The following is a 17,103-nucleotide window of genomic DNA, read 5'->3' as shown; positions in this document are numbered from 1 at the left end:
TCCAATCCGTTTAATGCAGCAGCCTTGTTGCATTTTCTTCAACCTTGAAGATCTCCAAGTTCATCCTTGATGTCATCCTGACTCGTCGTGTTTCCTTGTGACGGTTATAAAGATAGAGGATCTGAGAAAGTTTGCGAGGGGGTAAAAAAGAAAACAAAACAAATATGATGGATAAAAATTGGCTGCAGAAAATTAACAGTTATAAAACATAAACTTAGGATTCAAGTAGGTATTAAGCATATGGTAATTGAGGACTTCACTTACGCCTTTGTACGAAATCTCTTACACGGAGATGGGGAAATACTTACAGGCAAGTTTATTGTATTTCTCTAGGCCGGAACATTAAATGCCCTTTAATATGCCCGACTTCTAATTCTTCGACTAAGTTGTAGTGGCCGTCCTCAAAAAAAGATAAACATTTTGGTAATGTCACGTACATGCTAATACCTTCACTATTTGGATCTTCTAACATGATACCTTCAATAGCGCTCATCAAAACATGACCTAACCCGTGATCTTGTTGATCAGGGTGCACACCAATTAAAGACAACATATGAAAGTGTTCAGCTGGCACTCTATCACGCACCTTGGTTTCTTTATCGACCATTTGTTTAGTACCAAAATAACCTGCGGTCAAAAGCATTTTCAATCGCCAATGCCAAAATCTATTCGGCCCTAACTCAGCATCTGGACTGACTAAGCAAGCAACGGCAACCAATCGGTCATCATCAAACAACCCAATCATAGGTTGTTTAGCCAACCAAAAGGCGTTTAACTCTTCTCTAATTGCTGAACGTAAACGAGACTCATATCCCTCTTTTTCGTATTGAAATATATCAACAAATAAAGGGTCATCATGATAAGCGAGGTACAAAATTGATGCGGCAATTTTTAGATCTTCGGCTGCCAAATAAACGGCTTTGATGTTATCTACGTCTGCGATTTGTTCTTCTTGCAATTCGGTCATGTTTAGCGCCAGTTATTTTTTCAAACACTCTACCCTATGGATGTTAACTTGTTAATAGTTTGTTACGGATCGAATGTTTAATTATTGCAAATAATTAAACATTCGATAAAACACAGAGTGTGTTGGAATTAATTGCCCACTGAACTAGTCAGTGAGCAAAACTAACTAATGACTGATAGCATTGTAGGCATTTTCGCCCCAACCTACCAAAGCAGAATTTTTAAATACCAGAGGGGTGCATTCGTCTTTTGTAGTGACTCCATCACCGTCGATACGTTGTGTGCGGTAATATAACACCTGGTATGTGTCATTGCCTTTGGTATAAAACTCATTGAACTCTGCTATGCCCATACGACTTATAATTTGTTCATAACCTGTATCTAGCTGTAATTTTGAAATGTGTCTGCGGTTTTTATGTTCTTTATCTTGCCAATCAGATTGATGCCCATAATCACCATCACCGTCTACTGAAATAACACACCCACTCAACCCTAGTGATAATCCAAATAATGCGGCCACTGCTAAATTTTTCATTGATAATTCCTTAATATTTTCATTTTTGGTAACTTGCCTATATATGACTAAAGGTAGTCATTTTGGCATTAAGTATTCAAAATTGAGGCCAACACGCTAACCTTTTGTTTTATATAAATATATGGTGATTACAAGAACAACTGTTTAAAATGACATTAGCTTTTCAGATAACTATTTAGGATTTTTGACCAACAAAATGAGTAATATCGACTACATTATCAATCTGTGTTTTGACATTTCAGAACAGGGAAAAACACCTTCAGTGGCTTTAATCAGAAATTTGTCAAAGCACCCACTGTCAATTCCCGAAGTGATTAAAGGTTTGCAGAATTGGAAGTCTAGCCCAAGCACTCGCCCAAAAACCCCAATCAAACAAATGGGTAGTAGTTCATCGACCAACCAATCGTTACAAAAACGGGTGACTCAATTGGAAGAGCAAGTCGCTTCTATAATGCAAGAATTGGTCAAAATGTCTGCAGAAAAAAACAGTTAAGTTACTGTAGCCAATGGCTGCAAAGACTGGATAAAAGCTGCTAGATTAGGCGCTACGACTTCTTTGGGTATAAGTCCGACTTGCTCAAGCATCACTTCGCCACTGGTATTATTAACCGTAAGAATGAAATCATCTTCATCAGTCAATGCCACAAATAACGTTTCAGGTTGCTTCAACCTTCTCTTCATTAATATGTGACCCACTAAATTTTGCTGTAATCGTTCAAAGTCGTCTTGATTCCATGCCTGTAAAAGTTGTAAATTGCCTTTACTGGTCTGAGCCCCTAAATTATCGCTCCAATATGCAGAATAATAACTAATTAGATCACTATGAATTTTCATGTCTAATGCTTTTTCTAAATCATCAAAATTGGATTTTTTAGGGCGTTTAACAGGTTGCCACGTCACTCTTTCGCCTGAATTACCAATACTTGTGTAACAATCTGAAGGCCAGTCTTGGTCATATTCAACCATTAACATCTCTGGGTTTTCTTTAGCTGTACTCAAATAACTTTGCACAAAGTTATCTAGCGCAGCGGTCACTCGTTCACTCATTAACATTCTCATTCAACAGCACATTTTATCCGCCTAATCTAACATCATTTTGAAAAAATGATATCTCAAGGTTTTGACCAATGGTGTCATGGGGTAGACTGATAAATATATAGTAGTCAGAATTACAAAGAGTCATTGTGAGCGAAAAAATTGATAAACAAGCAACGCTTGACGGATTAAGTTTAGGCAAAGTCACCGAGTACATAGAAATATACACTCCAACTTTGTTACAAGCAGTGCCTAGAAGTATGAACCGAGCAGAACTAAATTTAACTTCTGAATTACCTTTCTATGGGACTGACCGATGGAATGGCTACGAATTATCTTGGCTGAATTCTAAAGGTAAACCACAAGTGGCGATTATGCGCTGTGAAGTGCCCGCCTCCTCGCCAAACTTAGTTGAGTCAAAATCCTTTAAATTGTATTTAAATAGCTTTAATCAAAGTCACTTCGACTCAATCGAGTCAGTCACTGAAGCGCTTACAACTGACTTGTCTCAATGCGCAGGAGAGAAGGTAAAAGTAAAACTATTCAAACCAACTGAGTTTTCTCAAATGCTAATTTCTCAATTAGATGGGGAATCAATCGACGAGTTAGATATTGAAGTGGAAAACTATCAACTTGATACAACTCATTTAATAGCGAGTGGTCAACAGGTTGAAGAAACGCTGACGAGTGACCTGCTAAAATCAAATTGTCTGATTACCAATCAACCTGACTGGGGAAGTGTCTTAATTCGTTATCAAGGTCAAAAAATAAATCACGAAGGGTTACTGCGTTACTTAATTTCATTTAGACAACATAATGAATTTCATGAACAGTGTGTTGAACGTATATTCTGTGACATTATGGCCAATTGTAAACCCAATAAGTTAAGTGTCTATGCCAGATATACCCGACGTGGTGGACTCGATATAAATCCGTTTAGGAGTAACTTCGAACAAATATATTCTGAAGTTAGACTGGCAAGACAGTAAAGCGAGCTATATACACAAAAACAACTCAATAAATTCAGGTGATTATGCACAAAATTCAACTCAATCCTTTAGGCGCAATGAGCCAACTATCGCAACTAGAAGTTAACTTGCTTAGCGAATCTACTGATAGTGACTTATACAAATTGTTTCGAAATTGTTGCTTAGCTGTTTTGTACAGTGGTGCTGAAATAGATGACTGTGAAAATATATTTGCTCCCCACCATGATTTTGCAGTCAATTTGATTAGCCGAGAAAGAGGCGTAAAAGTGGAGTTAGTTAACCCACCAGCTCACGCTTTTGTTGATGGGCAGTTGATAAAAGGTGTACATGAACACATATTTTCTGTGCTGCGAGATTTATTACATATGGGCGCTAAGTATTCAGCTCAGTCTTTACATGTTTTAGCCGACTCTGATTACATCACGCACAGCGTGTTTGACATGCTACGCCATGCGCAAACTATAAAAAACACAGCAGAGTTAAATATGGTGGTGTGTTGGGGTGGTCATTCAATCGGTACAGTAGAATACCAATATACTAAAGAAGTAGGATATCAACTAGGCTTACGAAACCTGAACATATGCACAGGTTGTGGCCCTGGAGCAATGAAAGGTCCAATGAAAGGTGCCACCATAGGGCATGCTAAACAACGTTATAAAAATGGCCGTTACCTAGGTTTAACAGAACCAGGGATCATTGCTGCTGAGCCGCCGAATGCGATAGTTAATGAACTTGTCATAATGCCAGATATTGAAAAACGCTTAGAGGCATTTATTCGGCTATCTCATGCAATTGTCATTTTCCCAGGAGGCGCAGGTACTGCTGAAGAATTGCTTTATTTAATTGGAATCATGTTAGATACACAAAACGAAGAACAAATATTACCTATTATTCTCACTGGACCTGAACAAAGTAAGGCTTACTTTGAGTCCATTGATCAATTTATTGGTGAGGCCTTGGGGCCTGATGCACAGAAGCTTTACGAGATAGTGGTAGGCGATGCAGCAAAAGTTGCGCAAATTATTAAACAGAAACAAAGTTTAGTCAGAGATTATCGCAAGGAAACGGGTGACTCTTATGATTTTAATTGGTCGCTAAAAATTGCCGCAGAATTTCAGAGCCCTTTTATTCCAAATCACTCTAGCATGGCAGAGCTCAACTTACATTTTGACCAACCCAAAACCGAACTTGCTGCAGCATTAAGACAAGTTTTCTCCGGGATAGTAGCCGGTAATGTAAAGTCAGAGGGTGTCGTGTTAATAAAAGAACATGGTCCGTTTCAACTAAAAGGAGATCCTAAACTAATGGAAATGATGGACGGATTGTTAGAATCTTTTGTTCAGCAGCAAAGAATGAAATTGCCAGGAAGCAAATATGTACCTTGCTATCAAATTACTGAATAATTAAAAGATAGAGCTTATTACGCTAAGTTAACTAAAATCCACGTTCAATTCGCTGCAATCGATCAACTATTTTTATATGATTAGATTGGGTCAACACTAGAAAGAAAAACATGAACAAAAAAGTACTAAAGAGAATTGGTATTGGTATTGGTTTATACGCTGTATTTGTTATGGCTGTTATTATGTTGTATCCAGATACCCCACAAAATATGGATTGGAAAGATCGTGAGCAATACAACAAAGTTCAGATATCTAAGCTTGAATTGGGCCTACAGAAAAAACAAATACTTGAGTTGTTAGGTAGCCCAGATATTACTGAAGCCAAACGCAACGATAATATAGAGCTTCAAGTCATGTTTTATCGTACTCAGCACAAAAAAGCCGATGGTATTACTACTGAAGACGAATGTACTGCGCTACTTTTTGAGAATAACGAGCTAATAGCTTGGGGCGACAGTGCCTATCAATCTTTTGTTGATGGTTAAGTAGGCTTGCTAACCTTGAATATGTCGCCGGAATGTTTCTTAAAATGTACTTGTTCAAGGCCAAACATGTGAAGTTTGACTATCCAAATAAATGAATTCAATCTCGACAACAGATGCAAGCTCTTCGGACACTACGGCTGCCATGCCAGCGGAAATAGTTAAGCAGCAGTACATTGCTCTGGTAAAGTTATTCAAAATTTATCGCTGCGGGACATTAGACAGAAATATACTCAAAGCATCCCATGATTTTTGCAAAAAATTGTATGCCACCGCCAAGGCGCAACCCGACTTAATTTTTGCGCAACCACAACTGTATAAACCTCAACTACCCTATGTCGTCAACCTCGCGTTTAATTCAGCAGTACTAACGTGTTTAGTCGCGGTTAGAAACAAATTTGACCCGTCAGTTACAATCCAATTAATGTGCGGTTCGTTAAGTATCTATGCGCTAGAGCAAGCAACATTAGAAAAGTATAACCAAACAGATATCGACCATAAAAAGTCAGTAACCAAAACAATCGGCCAAAAAAACTCAAAGTTTGCTCAATTATTAAAAACTAATCAACAGAATATATGGTTGTCCAATTATCAACTTTGCTCATACATTCATTTAAATACTTACCCTCGAACCAGTCTAACGACTCCCATTTCTGCTTTATCTTTCATTGCCAACAAACTGGCGTTGTTATGTACTCCCAATAAACATAAACAACCTATTAGCTTTGCTCTCGCCATCAAGGATTTAAGCCTAAAGTGCTGTCCTAAATGGTATGCGTTAATTATTCCTTTGTTACGATACCCAAGCGTATCACCACCAGGTAGTTATCTTAGATTGCGAGATGGTTCAATACAGATAGTGTTATCAATAAGTGTTAACGGATTAGTCACTAAACCTTTACCTAGCAAACAGCCTGTTGCAGCCGAATCAGATAAACTGGCTATTCAACTCACTCCTTTTAAACAAGTGATACAGAATTATCCTTGTCAGCAACTAAATAGCTTTAACCGACTTAGTCAATGGTGGCATACCGACTTGAAAGAGTGGTTTTCACATAAAAGTGAGCATCAACAAATAACTGCTTTTGATTCAACATTACCAATGCAGGCGGCTCCTGCATCCTTATTAGTTGTTCAAGATCAACTCAATCATGTTAATGCTAATATTGCTGTAATTGTTAAAGCCATAGAAAATGAGCCGGCCTACGCTCACCAATTGCAAATTTCTGCTTCTGTTAACAACCGGCAAAAACAACCCATTCAAAATAGTAAACAATGTTTAGCCATGTTAGGTTTCGAACGCGCTAATAGTATTTTATTGCAACACTCTTTAATGTCTCGGCTTAACCAACAGTACTTTCCCATACAACAAAGACTGGTAAATTTCAGTCAGTTTTTTGTATTTATTACCAGAACGTTGGCAGACGAAACCAAACTTGTGTCACCTGAACTAGCCAGTACAACGGCCAATTTTGTTGTGTCTAGATTATTTACCCTACCGGCTGTTCGAACCTTGATCCATTGGTCAACTTCCACATCACCTAGTTTTGAGGTGGCAAGCTTAGTTAAAGTAAAAAACACCGACAGTCTAAAAAATGATGCTTTTTTACTTGCGAACGCATGGCAACAAAACGAACAAATATTAGATGTTTTGCAGCACTACGATTTGATTGAGCAAAGTAAAGAAATAAAATATTCTACTCGTCAACTTTGTTATCTAATTGGGTTTGGATTGATTCTCGCCCAAGAACATTACTTTTCAGAAACCACGCGCAGCAAGGAGACGACTTTATACTTTAATGCTGGATTAGTTGAGTTAGGTATAAACCAAGCAGCGTTAATAGATATGATGAATAACATAGCCACACGAACAAACGTTTACTGTGAGCTAGCGTAAATACTAACCACCCGCCAACACTAAGATGACCTGACAAAAACACAAAGAGCTTTCATTCAATAAGACATTCAGTGGATTACTTTACGAACTAAACCGTTTCTACTATGTTTATTTTGATGCATTTGCATCGACATGGAATCAACAAGAAGGAATTTATCTATGAAAAAACTCATCTTTATATTATTACTTTCCAGCGTATTTATGACCACTTATGCCAATAATGCAATTGCTGAAACGGCAAAAAGTAAAATGAGTCAAAAGAAAATGACTATGGTCAACTTGAATACAGCGTCTTTAGAGCAATTAGTTTCTTTGCCGGGTGTTGGCAAGAAAAAAGCTGCCGCCATCATCGAATATCGAAAAAAGAATGGTAAATTTAAATCAGTAGACGATCTGGTAAATGTAAAAGGTATAGGTAAAAAAATGCTTGGTAAACTGAAAGGCCAAGTAAAAGCCAGCTAGAAATCGGTTCAAAATTTAGGCCGCTCACTATTACAGTGAGCGGCCTGTTTATTATAGCTTTAAGCCTGATAGGAATGATTTAAATTCGTCACCTAACTCGGGGTGACGCAAAGCATATTCGACATTTGCAGTCATATAGCCTAATTTGCTGCCACAATCATGGCTTCTACCTTTCATATAATAGGCATCAACTTGTTCTGTTTTCATAAGAGATGATATGGCATCTGTAAGCTGCACTTCGTCACCAGCTCCCGGAGGAGTGAATTCTAGTAAATCCCAAATTTTTCCAGACAACACATAACGGCCCACTACAGCCAAATCAGAAGGAGCATCTTCTAAGTCCGGTTTTTCCACCATTCCGTGAATTTTGCCCGACTCGCCTTGTTTCAACTCCAGGCCTTCTAAATCAACTACGCCATATTTACTCACATCTTCGTGAGGAACTTGCTCAACCATAATCTGGCTAACGCGGCTAGTATTAAACTTAGCCACCATATCCGCTAAATTGTCTTTTTTAAGGTTACTAGTGTATTCATCGATAATCACATCCGGTAGCACCACCGCAAAGGGTGCATCACCTACCATAGGACGAGCACACAACACGGCATGGCCTAAGCCTTTTGCTACGCCTTGACGTACATGCATAATCGTCACGTCTTTAGGACAAATAGCTTGTACGGCCTCTAATAATTGACGCTTAACCCTTTTCTCCAATGTGGCTTCAAGTTCAAAACTTGTATCAAAATGGTTTTCGATACTGTTTTTACTCGCATGGGTAACCAATATGATTTCTTTGATCCCCGCTGCAACACACTCAGCCACTACATATTGGATAAGAGGTTTATCCACCACTGGTAGCATTTCTTTAGGAATAGCCTTAGTGGCTGGAAGCATTCTTGTTCCCAATCCTGCTACGGGGATAACTGCTTTTTTTACTTGACTCATATTAGTGTTCCTTTACTGATAAACCGCGACCTATAGCGTAATAATGCAATCCGTATTCCATCATCAGTTTAGGTTCGAACAAATTACGCCCGTCAAACAGCAGAGGCATAGACAACTTCTGCTTTATCAATTCAAAATCTGGCGCTCTAAAAGCTTGCCATTCAGTACATATTACCAAAAAGTCTGCGCCTTCTAATGCAGCCTCTTTAGTGCCCATTAGCGTTAGGTCATCACGACCACCGTAAATACGTTGGGTCTCTTCCATCGCCTCAGGATCGTATGCTTTAACACTGGCTCCTGCAGCCCACAATTTTTCCATAAGAACCCGGCTCGATGCTTCACGCATGTCATCTGTGTTGGGCTTAAATGATAATCCCCACAATGCCACTGTCTTACCTTTTAAATCGCTAGAAAAGTGACGAGAAATATACTCAAATAACTTTTCCTTTTGCGCATAATTCACTTCCTCAACGGCTTCCAATACTCTAGCGGTATAACCCGCAGCGGTTGCACTACGAGCAAGCGCTTGCACATCTTTAGGGAAACATGAGCCACCATAACCACAGCCAGGATAGATGAACTGGTAACCTATGCGCGGATCAGAACCGATGCCGCGACGCACATTTTCAATATCCGCACCAAATACTTCTGCAAGGTTAGCCATTTCGTTCATAAAACTAATTTTGGTGGCCAACATACAATTAGCCGCATACTTAGTTAGTTCGGCACTACGGATATCCATGACAATAATTTTGTCATGGTTACGATTAAAAGGTGAATACAACTCACGAAGCTTTTTCTCAGCCGTTTCGCTGTCGGTACCTAAAATTATTCGGTCAGGGCGCATACAGTCATTCACCGCTGCCCCTTCTTTTAAAAACTCAGGGTTAGATACCACATCATAAGTAACAGATTTACCTGTGTTAGATAAAGTACTGTTTATTTTAGCTTTTACCTTATCTGCAGTGCCAACTGGCACAGTAGACTTGTTAATAACAATTTTGTGCGACTGCATGTGGGTTGCTATGGTCTCAGCCACTGCTAATACATATTTGAGATCAGCTGAACCATCTTCATCAGGAGGGGTGCCCACAGCAATAAAGATCACTTCACCATGTTCGATACCAAGAGCCGCATCGGTAGAAAAATCGACTCGACCTGCTTCATAGTTTGACTGAACTAGAGGAGTTAAACCTGGCTCATAAATAGGGATATGCCCTTCTTTCAAGCGGTCAACTTTATTTTGATCAATATCAATACACACAACATCGTGACCCACTTCAGCCATCACTGCTGCTTGCACTAATCCCACATATCCAATCCCAAATACTGTTACTTTCATCTAACTAAGATCCCTTAATTTAATTTTCAGCATATTATGCTTAAATTTATATAAAAAATGGAAGCAATAAGAGCAAAAATAGGCTCTAAACGCAAGTAATGACTCGAGTGTATGTGCTTAAATGATTTATTAGGCTTTAGCGTCAAGTTAACTACTCTATTTCAGGAACTTCTTGTAGTTATGGTCACACAATTTAGCTTACAGATGAGATAATCCCAGTAAACACGCAAAATTCGCTAAGATATTGAGAATATTCTTCTAATTTAACTGCCAATTTACGAATAACTATTGAGCTGGCTAGGGTATTCAATTAAACTACGCTCATGTGTGAAATAAATAAATTTATATCCAAGGAAGTATTATGAAAAAAATTCTTATGGCAGCAACTGCAGCTTTATGTCTAATAGGTTCTGCATTTGCTCAGGAAAATCCAGGCGGAAGTTCTGCGTCTAGCTCTGCATCTGGCGATATGAAAAAAGAAAAGATTGTTGTTGGCGTTATTGGTGCTGGGGTGTTAGCCGCTATGGTGATGAATAATCGAGGGAATGTGACCCCTGAACCTGTTGGTCCTATCGATCCTGTTTGTGGAACTGGAGAAGTATTGGTTGACGGCGTGTGTGTTCCTGACACCGTCGTGCCAGTTTGTGAAGCTGGTGAAGAATTGGTAGACGGGGAATGTGTTCCAGTCACCACTACCACCACAGTAACAACAACAGTAACCAGCACAGTAACGAACACTGTAACTAATACTATGACTCCTCCTGTAACAGTTACAGCTACGACTACATTGTAGGAATTTAGATATTCAGAAAGCCGCCATGAGGCGGCTTTTTTTATTGATATTTTTTAGTCCCCCTTCCCCCGGACGCAAAACCGAACATGAAAGTAAAAACGTTACTGTTCAGTGCATTAATTGCAACATTAATAAGCAGTTGCAGCGGCACTTACAAGGCATATTATCAAACATTACAAATTGCATTTGCAGAACAAGTTGATGCACAAAAAACACTTGATGAAGTGCAACAATCAGAAGTTGATATTATTTCAGTCAAACGCGGAGATCGAGCAGCCGCTATAATGGCGTTAGCCTACATAGAAAACGGACAACATAAGTGGGTGTCAACTGATAACGCCATGCTCATTATGCATAAGGGTCGTTTAATACGTACTATAGGCTTTAGTGACAATCTGCTGTATTTATCAAATATAGAAAATGACCCACTCAAATTATTAGCGGATGATTCACAAAGTAGTCAACTGCCAGACTCATGGTTACGTATAGCAGACCGAACAGGTGATGAATACGGCTATCCGATAAAATCAATTTTCAGCCAAGCTAAACAAGATACCTTGCAAGCCTTAAACCTCAACTTAGATACAATGTACTATGTTGAAACTGTATATTATGACGCCCCCTCTGATTACGTTCGTTTAGTCAGCAGTTGGGAAAATCATTTTTGGTTTACCAAAAATGGGGGGCTAATAAAAAGTATACAGAAGATATCCCCAGTATCTGAATCACTTAAAATCACTTATCTAAGTAGAATAGCGCGTTTAAATCAATAGTCATCGGATAAAACAATAATGAAAAACCCGTTAATAATATGCTTATTATTGTTAAGCAACTTTACAATGGTAACCTCAATGGCTGCGGTAACTGTGACTGTAGATCAGGAACAATATGAATTTACTAACGAACCACGTTTAGTTGAAGTTTTAGCCCCCTTTGCAAATACGCAGAGTTGGTATTGGCCGAGTGCGGCCTTGTTTCAAGTAGACAATAATGAACTTGAAAAAACACGTCAGTTATTAATTAATAATCTTTCTGTTGTCATCAAACGATACCAAGCTGAAAATCCAAATCTAGTAGCATCGTTAGAGCAACTAAAAAAAACGATAACCAATTGGCGTTTAGCGCAAAGACTGCCTATTAAAATAGATTACGAATTAGCTCGCATCTCAGCTGTGGCAAACCCTTTACTTCCTCAAGGAAAATATTTTTTAGAACTTACTGAAAGAAAGAATACTGTACAACTGTTTGGCGCAATCAATAAAACCAGGCTTACCCCCCATTTAGGTCATACCGATGTCAGTCATTATATTACTGACCAAATTAGAACTGACTTGGCCAATCAAGACTACGCAATACTTATTCAGGCAGACGGTCGAAAAATGGAAGCTACTGTCGCTTATTGGAATAAAGCCCATCAAGAGGTCATGCCTGGTAGCCAACTATTTGTTCCCTTTAAGCAATCTTTGTTTCAGCCAGAATTCACTACTATCAACCAACAAATAATAACATTAGCCCTAAATAGGTTGCAGTAATGAGCTCTAAGAAGACAAACAACAAACTTATGAAATTGTATTTATTCTTTATCACCGCATTTATGTTTTCTGCATCAATACAAGCTCAAGAGCCTAACGAAGCCTGGAATCTCTCACCAATGGGAAGCTCTTTGATGGTGCACGGTGGAACTGGCCTTATACAAACCCCAACATCACGTATGTTGGCAGAAGGTGACTTACATGTAAGTTATACCGATAACGATGAGTACCGCTTCTGGTCAGCAACCTTACAGTTATTCCCATGGTTACAATCAACAGTGCGTTACACTGATGTACGCACTCGTTTATATAGTCCATTCCCAGGCTTTAGCGGTGACCAGACTCTAAAAGATAAAGGCATTGACGTAAAGTTCAGATTAATAGAGGAAAGTTATTACCTTCCGGAGCTGTCCGTAGGTTTTAGAGATTTTGGTGGAACGGGTTTTTTTGAAAGTGAGTTTGTAGGACTAAGTAAAAAATATGGTGACTTCGACTTCCATCTCAATATGGGTTGGGGATATTTAGGTACTACAGATAATACCTCCAACCCATTATGTGATCTCAGAGATAGCTTTTGTAAAAGGCCGGGAGGATTTTCTGGTCTTGGTGGAAAAATAGATTATCAGCGTTTTTTCAAAGGACCTGCCTCAATATTTGGAGGGTTAGAGTATCAAACTCCGTGGGCGCCATTACGAATAAAATTGGAGTACGAGGGTAATAACTACATAAATGACAGAGCGGGTGAGTTAAAACAAGAAAGCCGCTGGAATATAGGTGCAGCCTATAGTTGGAAAAACTTTGACTTCAGCATCAATTATCAAAGAGGAAATACTATAGGTTTTGGTGTCAATTATAATTTTAATTTACATACTCTTCGCCAAGTTAAGGTTGATAATCAACCTCGGCAACTTAAAGTTAAAGCCAATAACTTTCCAATAACACAAACAAACCGTAATCGCCTCATTGAAGATCTATATTATCAAGCGGGTTTTGCGTTAGATGACTCTCGCTTCGAAGAAGATTCACTTACAGTTTACGGCCAACAGATTAGTTACCGAAATAAAAATGAAGCCATAGAGCGCATGGGCCGCATTATGGCGTTTGAACTACCAGAGACTGTAAAAACCTATCAAATTGTCAGTACAGCAGGGTCTATTCCTTTAGTTGAAACAGTAATTGATGCTGACGCGTTTAAGAAACAAGCCAAGTATCAGACTCTTGAACCCAACATGGCGAGTACATACCGACGTCAAGATCTCAGCCAAGTATCCGTTGACAATTATACTCCGTTAAACACCGCTGGCTTTTTCAGCGGCATCGAAGCTTTCTGGATCCAAACTTTTGGTAACCCAGAAGATTTCTATCTATACCAAGCTGGTGTCTTAATAAACGGTGGATATAGTTTTAATGGTAAAAGCAGTATAGCGGGTACGATTAAAGCCAATTTATTTGAAAATTTTGAAAAATTTACTTTCACTACAGATCGCGCCAAAAGCAGTTTACCTAGAGTGCGAAGCAATGCTCGAGAATATGTATCTAACCGTGAAGTCACCATGGAGAATCTATTTTTACATTGGAATGGCCGAATTGCTCCTAACCTATATGCGCAAGTTTACGGTGGGTATCTGGAAACCATGTTCGGAGGTGCCGGTGCCGAACTACTTTATCGCCCAGTTGATAGCAATCTGTCGTTTGGTTTTGATATCAATTATGTACAGCAGCGTTCCTACGAAAACGACTTTGATTTTTTTGACTACAAAGTTTTGACTGGCCACGCTAATATATATTGGCAACCATCATTTTTACCCAAAACCCAAATCACCTTTAATATCGGGCAATACTTGGCTAAAGACAAAGGTGTAACTGTCGATTTTGCAAAACGTTTTGACAGTGGAATAGTAGTTGGCGCATATGCTGCATTTACTAACGTCAGTTCAGAAGAGTATGGCGAAGGAAGCTTTACTAAAGGCTTTTACTTATCCATTCCTTTCGACTTATTCTCACTTAAACCATCAAAAGGCCAAGGTCGATTACCTTGGATACCCATAGCGCGTGATGGAGGTCAGGCATTGATACGACCAATTACACTATATAACACCACAGAAGCTCGCTCGCTTTTCAATTAATTGAATACTTACGCTTTGATTTAAGTTGTAGCAACGTTTGCGTAAGTTTTTGACAATGGATACCACATAATTCGGACACTTTGACAATCAACGAGTAGCTAATACAATCTGTGGCCTGAAGGCTACTATAACCCGCCAACAAATACGCTCAAAAACAGCCTTATTAAAATAATTTAGTCTGGGATTTCAACCAAGAGAGGCTAAATTTTGGAAATTTCAGATAACCTTAAAACGTCCCCAAACAAACTAATACTTTTCAATTTTTCAATCTAATAAGTACATAAAAGAACAATAATTAATGTGAGTGGAAAGCGGGAAAAAATTTCGATTAGAGATATCTAGCAAAAGCTTCGTTCAATAATTTAATCAAGGATTTTACTTTCTAAACCAACGGGAAATTTTCCATATATGAATAAACGAATAATCATATACAATAAAAATAAAAACAAAAAACAACAACATTAACCCTTCAGGAATTTCATAATATTCACCAGCTAATCCAAAACATGCCATAGTTATCGAAAGCATACTGATAGCCAACAACGCACTTTTTGACGAGAAACCAAAGCGCATAAATATATGATGTAAGTGGTCTCGATCCGCAGACAACGGTGATTTTCCTTTTTTAACCCTTCTATGCATCACGGCAAACATATCCATCAAAGGAATAGCAATTATCCAAAGTGCAGTAACGGGCCGGAAACTTACCTCTCCATTTTGAGTTCCTAAAACCAGCAACCAAATAACACTTAAACCTATCATCATACTGCCTGCGTCACCCATGAATATCTTTCCAAAGATTCGTCGCAAACCACCTAAGTTAAATAATAGAAAAGCAGATAATGCAGCTACAAAGATTGCCGAAATAGTAAATAGCTCTACATTATTGGCCCAATAAAAAAGAACACACAAACTAGTAAATGTTACAAAACCAAGCACTCCGACTAAGCCATCTATACCATCTGTCATATTAAAGGCATTAATCGCAGTAGCAACAGCCAGCAACGTAACTGGCAAAGCAAATATACCTAAGTGCACATTACCAAACCCCAAAAGGTTTCCCATATCATACAGAGCATGCCCTGCTCCGAGCACTAGAATTGAAGCGATAAGTAATTGTGCAACTAGGCGAATTTTAGCACTTACATCATAGAAATCATCTAAACCTCCAATTAACACCATGAAAGAACAGGAAATTAAATAAAGGTTTATCAATTGAGATTTAGGCAAAAATAATTGTGATGCAACTAAGAGAGTAAAATAAATAGCTATGCCGCCGATAAGAGGCACGTGACCAAGATGACGTTTCCGTGCATTTGGCCTATCAACTAAACCTATATTAGCCGCAATAGGCCTAAGCCCAACAATCGCCAAACAAGCAATGGCAAATGCCCAAGCAAATATAGTATTAGATATTAATTCCATTAAATATCCCAGCTCCTAAAATACAATAATCAATGTGAGCATACCTTTCAACGTAAAGCATGTTGTTCTTACGTATACTATAGCAACTTCTTAGAAGCAAAACCGTAACAAATTTCAACTCATTAATATTTAAATAAACTCCTTACAAAATTCGCTACATTTACCAGTATTTTACTAATCGCACACAATATGTTGTGCATTGCAAAAATCAGATAAACTAGAAATGGCAATATTGAACAAAATATACACCAACCTATTAAAAGTTGCGTGTCAGAGAATATTAACCAAGTGTTTAAACAACTGATGATGGTATAATTTCAATCTACTGTTTATCCATAGTAAAAGTATTTAGGTGTTATAAATGTCGACAAAACATGCAGATGAAATATCTTTAACCCAAGTTTGGGATGAAGTCTTTAAGAAAAAATTAATAATAATTATTACGGGCTCAATATTCTGCATTGTTTCAGTAATTATCGCAATTAAATTGCCAAACCTATACACAGCTAAAGTATTAACTGTCGCAAATCAAGATGAACAAGGTGATTTAGGCTCATTAGCTAAAAATTTGGGAGGATTAGCTAGTATTGCGGGTATTAATGTAGGTAAATCGCAAGGACCAGACAAAGCAGCCATCGCACTTGAAGTAATCAAATCACAACGCTTTATCAACGATTTTGTTTTCAATCACAATTTAGTTATTCCACTTATGGCTGCAAAGAGCAGCGAACCAATAACATATAAATTAATTATTGATGAAGATATATATGACGAAAAAAACGATAAGTGGTTGCGAGAGCCGGAACCACCTCGGTCAAACGCGCCTTCACCGCAAGAAATATATGAAGCATTTCTAGAAATAATGGAAGTCAATAAAGATCCTAAAAGTGGTTTCATATCTATTTCGATTGAGTTTTATTCACCTCACATGTCGGTGAGATGGTTAAATTTATTGTTGAAAGATATTAATGAAGAATTAAGGAACGAAGACAAGAATGAAGCGAAAACAAGTATCGATTATTTGCAAAAAGCAATAGGTCAAACAAAAAATATAAATATGCATGAAACCTTTTATCAATTAATTGAGGAACAAACCAAAGTATTGATGTTGGCTGAATCAAGAGAAGAGTATGTTTTTAAAACTATTGCGCCCGCAGTTGTGCCCGAAAAG

Annotated in this window: 17 protein-coding genes; 11 read left to right on the top strand and 6 right to left on the bottom strand. The window is 38.3% G+C overall.

The genetic code is table 11. The features are described 5' to 3' along the window. Nucleotides 1-316 precede the first annotated feature (316 nt). The gene (locus QZ488_RS09280) at nucleotides 317-967 is read right to left on the bottom strand and encodes a GNAT family N-acetyltransferase (RefSeq protein ID WP_293747882.1); all 651 of its coding nucleotides are present in this window, start codon (nucleotides 965-967) and stop codon (nucleotides 317-319) included. 165 nt (nucleotides 968-1,132) lie between these two features. Next, nucleotides 1,133-1,501 carry a DUF3192 domain-containing protein gene (locus tag QZ488_RS09275; protein ID WP_293747880.1) on the bottom strand — a complete coding sequence of 123 codons (369 nt, stop codon included), beginning with the start codon at nucleotides 1,499-1,501 and terminating at the stop codon, nucleotides 1,133-1,135. 196 nt (nucleotides 1,502-1,697) lie between these two features. Here QZ488_RS09275 and QZ488_RS09270 point away from each other — a divergent pair, with 196 nt between their 5' ends. After that, nucleotides 1,698-1,994, top strand: coding sequence for a hypothetical protein (locus tag QZ488_RS09270; RefSeq protein WP_293747878.1), 297 nt, complete (start codon nucleotides 1,698-1,700; stop codon nucleotides 1,992-1,994). On the opposite strand, the gene syd is transcribed toward QZ488_RS09270, so the two are convergent. After that, complete coding sequence (gene syd, locus QZ488_RS09265; protein WP_293747876.1) at nucleotides 1,991-2,548, bottom strand: SecY-interacting protein; 558 nt, start codon at nucleotides 2,546-2,548, stop codon at nucleotides 1,991-1,993. The genes QZ488_RS09270 and syd overlap by 4 nt on opposite strands. Before the next feature lie 137 nt (nucleotides 2,549-2,685). Here syd and queF point away from each other — a divergent pair, with 137 nt between their 5' ends. The 5 genes from queF to QZ488_RS09240 all read left to right on the top strand — a co-directional run bounded on the left by queF (nucleotide 2,686) and on the right by QZ488_RS09240 (nucleotide 7,769). Next, nucleotides 2,686-3,525 carry an NADPH-dependent 7-cyano-7-deazaguanine reductase QueF gene (queF, locus tag QZ488_RS09260; RefSeq protein WP_293747874.1) on the top strand — a complete coding sequence of 280 codons (840 nt, stop codon included), beginning with the start codon at nucleotides 2,686-2,688 and terminating at the stop codon, nucleotides 3,523-3,525. 44 nt (nucleotides 3,526-3,569) lie between these two features. Continuing rightward, a complete protein-coding gene (gene ppnN / locus QZ488_RS09255; RefSeq protein ID WP_293747872.1) occupies nucleotides 3,570-4,928 on the top strand; it encodes a nucleotide 5'-monophosphate nucleosidase PpnN in 1,359 nt (452 codons plus the stop codon). 110 nt (nucleotides 4,929-5,038) lie between these two features. After that, nucleotides 5,039-5,413, top strand: coding sequence for a DUF3192 domain-containing protein (locus tag QZ488_RS09250; RefSeq protein ID WP_293747870.1), 375 nt, complete (start codon nucleotides 5,039-5,041; stop codon nucleotides 5,411-5,413). A gap of 91 nt (nucleotides 5,414-5,504) precedes the next feature. After that, the gene (locus QZ488_RS09245) at nucleotides 5,505-7,307 is read left to right on the top strand and encodes an HDOD domain-containing protein (RefSeq protein ID WP_293747868.1); all 1,803 of its coding nucleotides are present in this window, start codon (nucleotides 5,505-5,507) and stop codon (nucleotides 7,305-7,307) included. A gap of 159 nt (nucleotides 7,308-7,466) precedes the next feature. Next, nucleotides 7,467-7,769 (top strand): helix-hairpin-helix domain-containing protein, encoded by a 303-nt coding sequence (locus QZ488_RS09240; RefSeq protein ID WP_293747866.1) that lies wholly within the window; start codon nucleotides 7,467-7,469, stop codon nucleotides 7,767-7,769. A 51-nt stretch (nucleotides 7,770-7,820) separates the two neighbouring features. On the opposite strand, the gene galU is transcribed toward QZ488_RS09240, so the two are convergent. Continuing rightward, the gene (gene galU / locus QZ488_RS09235) at nucleotides 7,821-8,714 is read right to left on the bottom strand and encodes a UTP--glucose-1-phosphate uridylyltransferase GalU (RefSeq protein ID WP_293747864.1); all 894 of its coding nucleotides are present in this window, start codon (nucleotides 8,712-8,714) and stop codon (nucleotides 7,821-7,823) included. A gap of 1 nt (nucleotide 8,715) precedes the next feature. Continuing rightward, entirely contained in the window at nucleotides 8,716-10,056 is a 1,341-nt protein-coding gene (locus QZ488_RS09230) for a UDP-glucose/GDP-mannose dehydrogenase family protein (protein ID WP_293747862.1), read from the bottom strand. Nucleotides 10,057-10,417: 361 nt separating this feature from the next. Between QZ488_RS09230 and QZ488_RS09225 the strand changes: the two genes are divergently transcribed. The 4 genes from QZ488_RS09225 (at nucleotide 10,418) to QZ488_RS09210 (ending at nucleotide 14,507) form a co-directional block, all read left to right on the top strand. Then, nucleotides 10,418-10,849, top strand: coding sequence for a hypothetical protein (locus tag QZ488_RS09225; protein WP_293747860.1), 432 nt, complete (start codon nucleotides 10,418-10,420; stop codon nucleotides 10,847-10,849). An 86-nt stretch (nucleotides 10,850-10,935) separates the two neighbouring features. After that, nucleotides 10,936-11,622, top strand: coding sequence for a YjbF family lipoprotein (locus QZ488_RS09220; RefSeq protein WP_293747858.1), 687 nt, complete (start codon nucleotides 10,936-10,938; stop codon nucleotides 11,620-11,622). Between the two features lie 78 nt (nucleotides 11,623-11,700). Then, nucleotides 11,701-12,381: a capsule biosynthesis GfcC family protein gene (locus QZ488_RS09215; protein ID WP_293747856.1), complete on the top strand. Its 681-nt coding sequence runs from the start codon at nucleotides 11,701-11,703 to the stop codon at nucleotides 12,379-12,381. A 29-nt stretch (nucleotides 12,382-12,410) separates the two neighbouring features. Further along, entirely contained in the window at nucleotides 12,411-14,507 is a 2,097-nt protein-coding gene (locus QZ488_RS09210) for a YjbH domain-containing protein (protein ID WP_293747854.1), read from the top strand. A gap of 375 nt (nucleotides 14,508-14,882) precedes the next feature. Here QZ488_RS09210 and wecA read toward each other — a convergent pair whose 3' ends face one another. Continuing rightward, nucleotides 14,883-15,932, bottom strand: coding sequence for a UDP-N-acetylglucosamine--undecaprenyl-phosphate N-acetylglucosaminephosphotransferase (gene wecA, locus QZ488_RS09205; protein ID WP_293747852.1), 1,050 nt, complete (start codon nucleotides 15,930-15,932; stop codon nucleotides 14,883-14,885). 361 nt (nucleotides 15,933-16,293) lie between these two features. On the opposite strand from wecA, the gene QZ488_RS09200 reads away from it, so the two are divergent. Beyond that, nucleotides 16,294-17,103, top strand: an 810-nt coding sequence (locus tag QZ488_RS09200; RefSeq protein WP_293747850.1) for a Wzz/FepE/Etk N-terminal domain-containing protein, incomplete at its 3' end; no start/stop codon positions are given.

The sequence above is a fragment of the uncultured Paraglaciecola sp. genome (assembly GCF_913020055.1).
GTDB lineage: Bacteria > Pseudomonadota > Gammaproteobacteria > Enterobacterales > Alteromonadaceae > Paraglaciecola.
Note: the sequence above shows the minus strand (reverse complement) of the source record. Positions and strands in the feature narration are given on the sequence as shown.

What these genes read in the sequence shown, in the direction of transcription:
- QZ488_RS09280 (WP_293747882.1), bottom strand. Translation starts at nt 967, where the DNA reads ATGACCGAATTGCAAGAAGAACAAATCGCAGACGTAGATAACATCAAA.
- QZ488_RS09275 (WP_293747880.1), bottom strand. Translation starts at nt 1,501, where the DNA reads ATGAAAAATTTAGCAGTGGCCGCATTATTTGGATTATCACTAGGGTTG.
- QZ488_RS09270 (WP_293747878.1), top strand. Translation starts at nt 1,698, where the DNA reads ATGAGTAATATCGACTACATTATCAATCTGTGTTTTGACATTTCAGAA.
- syd (WP_293747876.1), bottom strand. Translation starts at nt 2,548, where the DNA reads ATGAGTGAACGAGTGACCGCTGCGCTAGATAACTTTGTGCAAAGTTAT.
- ppnN (WP_293747872.1), top strand. Translation starts at nt 3,570, where the DNA reads ATGCACAAAATTCAACTCAATCCTTTAGGCGCAATGAGCCAACTATCG.
- QZ488_RS09250 (WP_293747870.1), top strand. Translation starts at nt 5,039, where the DNA reads ATGAACAAAAAAGTACTAAAGAGAATTGGTATTGGTATTGGTTTATAC.
- QZ488_RS09245 (WP_293747868.1), top strand. Translation starts at nt 5,505, where the DNA reads ATGAATTCAATCTCGACAACAGATGCAAGCTCTTCGGACACTACGGCT.
- QZ488_RS09240 (WP_293747866.1), top strand. Translation starts at nt 7,467, where the DNA reads ATGAAAAAACTCATCTTTATATTATTACTTTCCAGCGTATTTATGACC.
- galU (WP_293747864.1), bottom strand. Translation starts at nt 8,714, where the DNA reads ATGAGTCAAGTAAAAAAAGCAGTTATCCCCGTAGCAGGATTGGGAACA.
- QZ488_RS09230 (WP_293747862.1), bottom strand. Translation starts at nt 10,056, where the DNA reads ATGAAAGTAACAGTATTTGGGATTGGATATGTGGGATTAGTGCAAGCA.
- QZ488_RS09225 (WP_293747860.1), top strand. Translation starts at nt 10,418, where the DNA reads ATGAAAAAAATTCTTATGGCAGCAACTGCAGCTTTATGTCTAATAGGT.
- QZ488_RS09220 (WP_293747858.1), top strand. Translation starts at nt 10,936, where the DNA reads ATGAAAGTAAAAACGTTACTGTTCAGTGCATTAATTGCAACATTAATA.
- QZ488_RS09215 (WP_293747856.1), top strand. Translation starts at nt 11,701, where the DNA reads ATGGCTGCGGTAACTGTGACTGTAGATCAGGAACAATATGAATTTACT.
- QZ488_RS09210 (WP_293747854.1), top strand. Translation starts at nt 12,411, where the DNA reads ATGAAATTGTATTTATTCTTTATCACCGCATTTATGTTTTCTGCATCA.
- wecA (WP_293747852.1), bottom strand. Translation starts at nt 15,932, where the DNA reads ATGGAATTAATATCTAATACTATATTTGCTTGGGCATTTGCCATTGCT.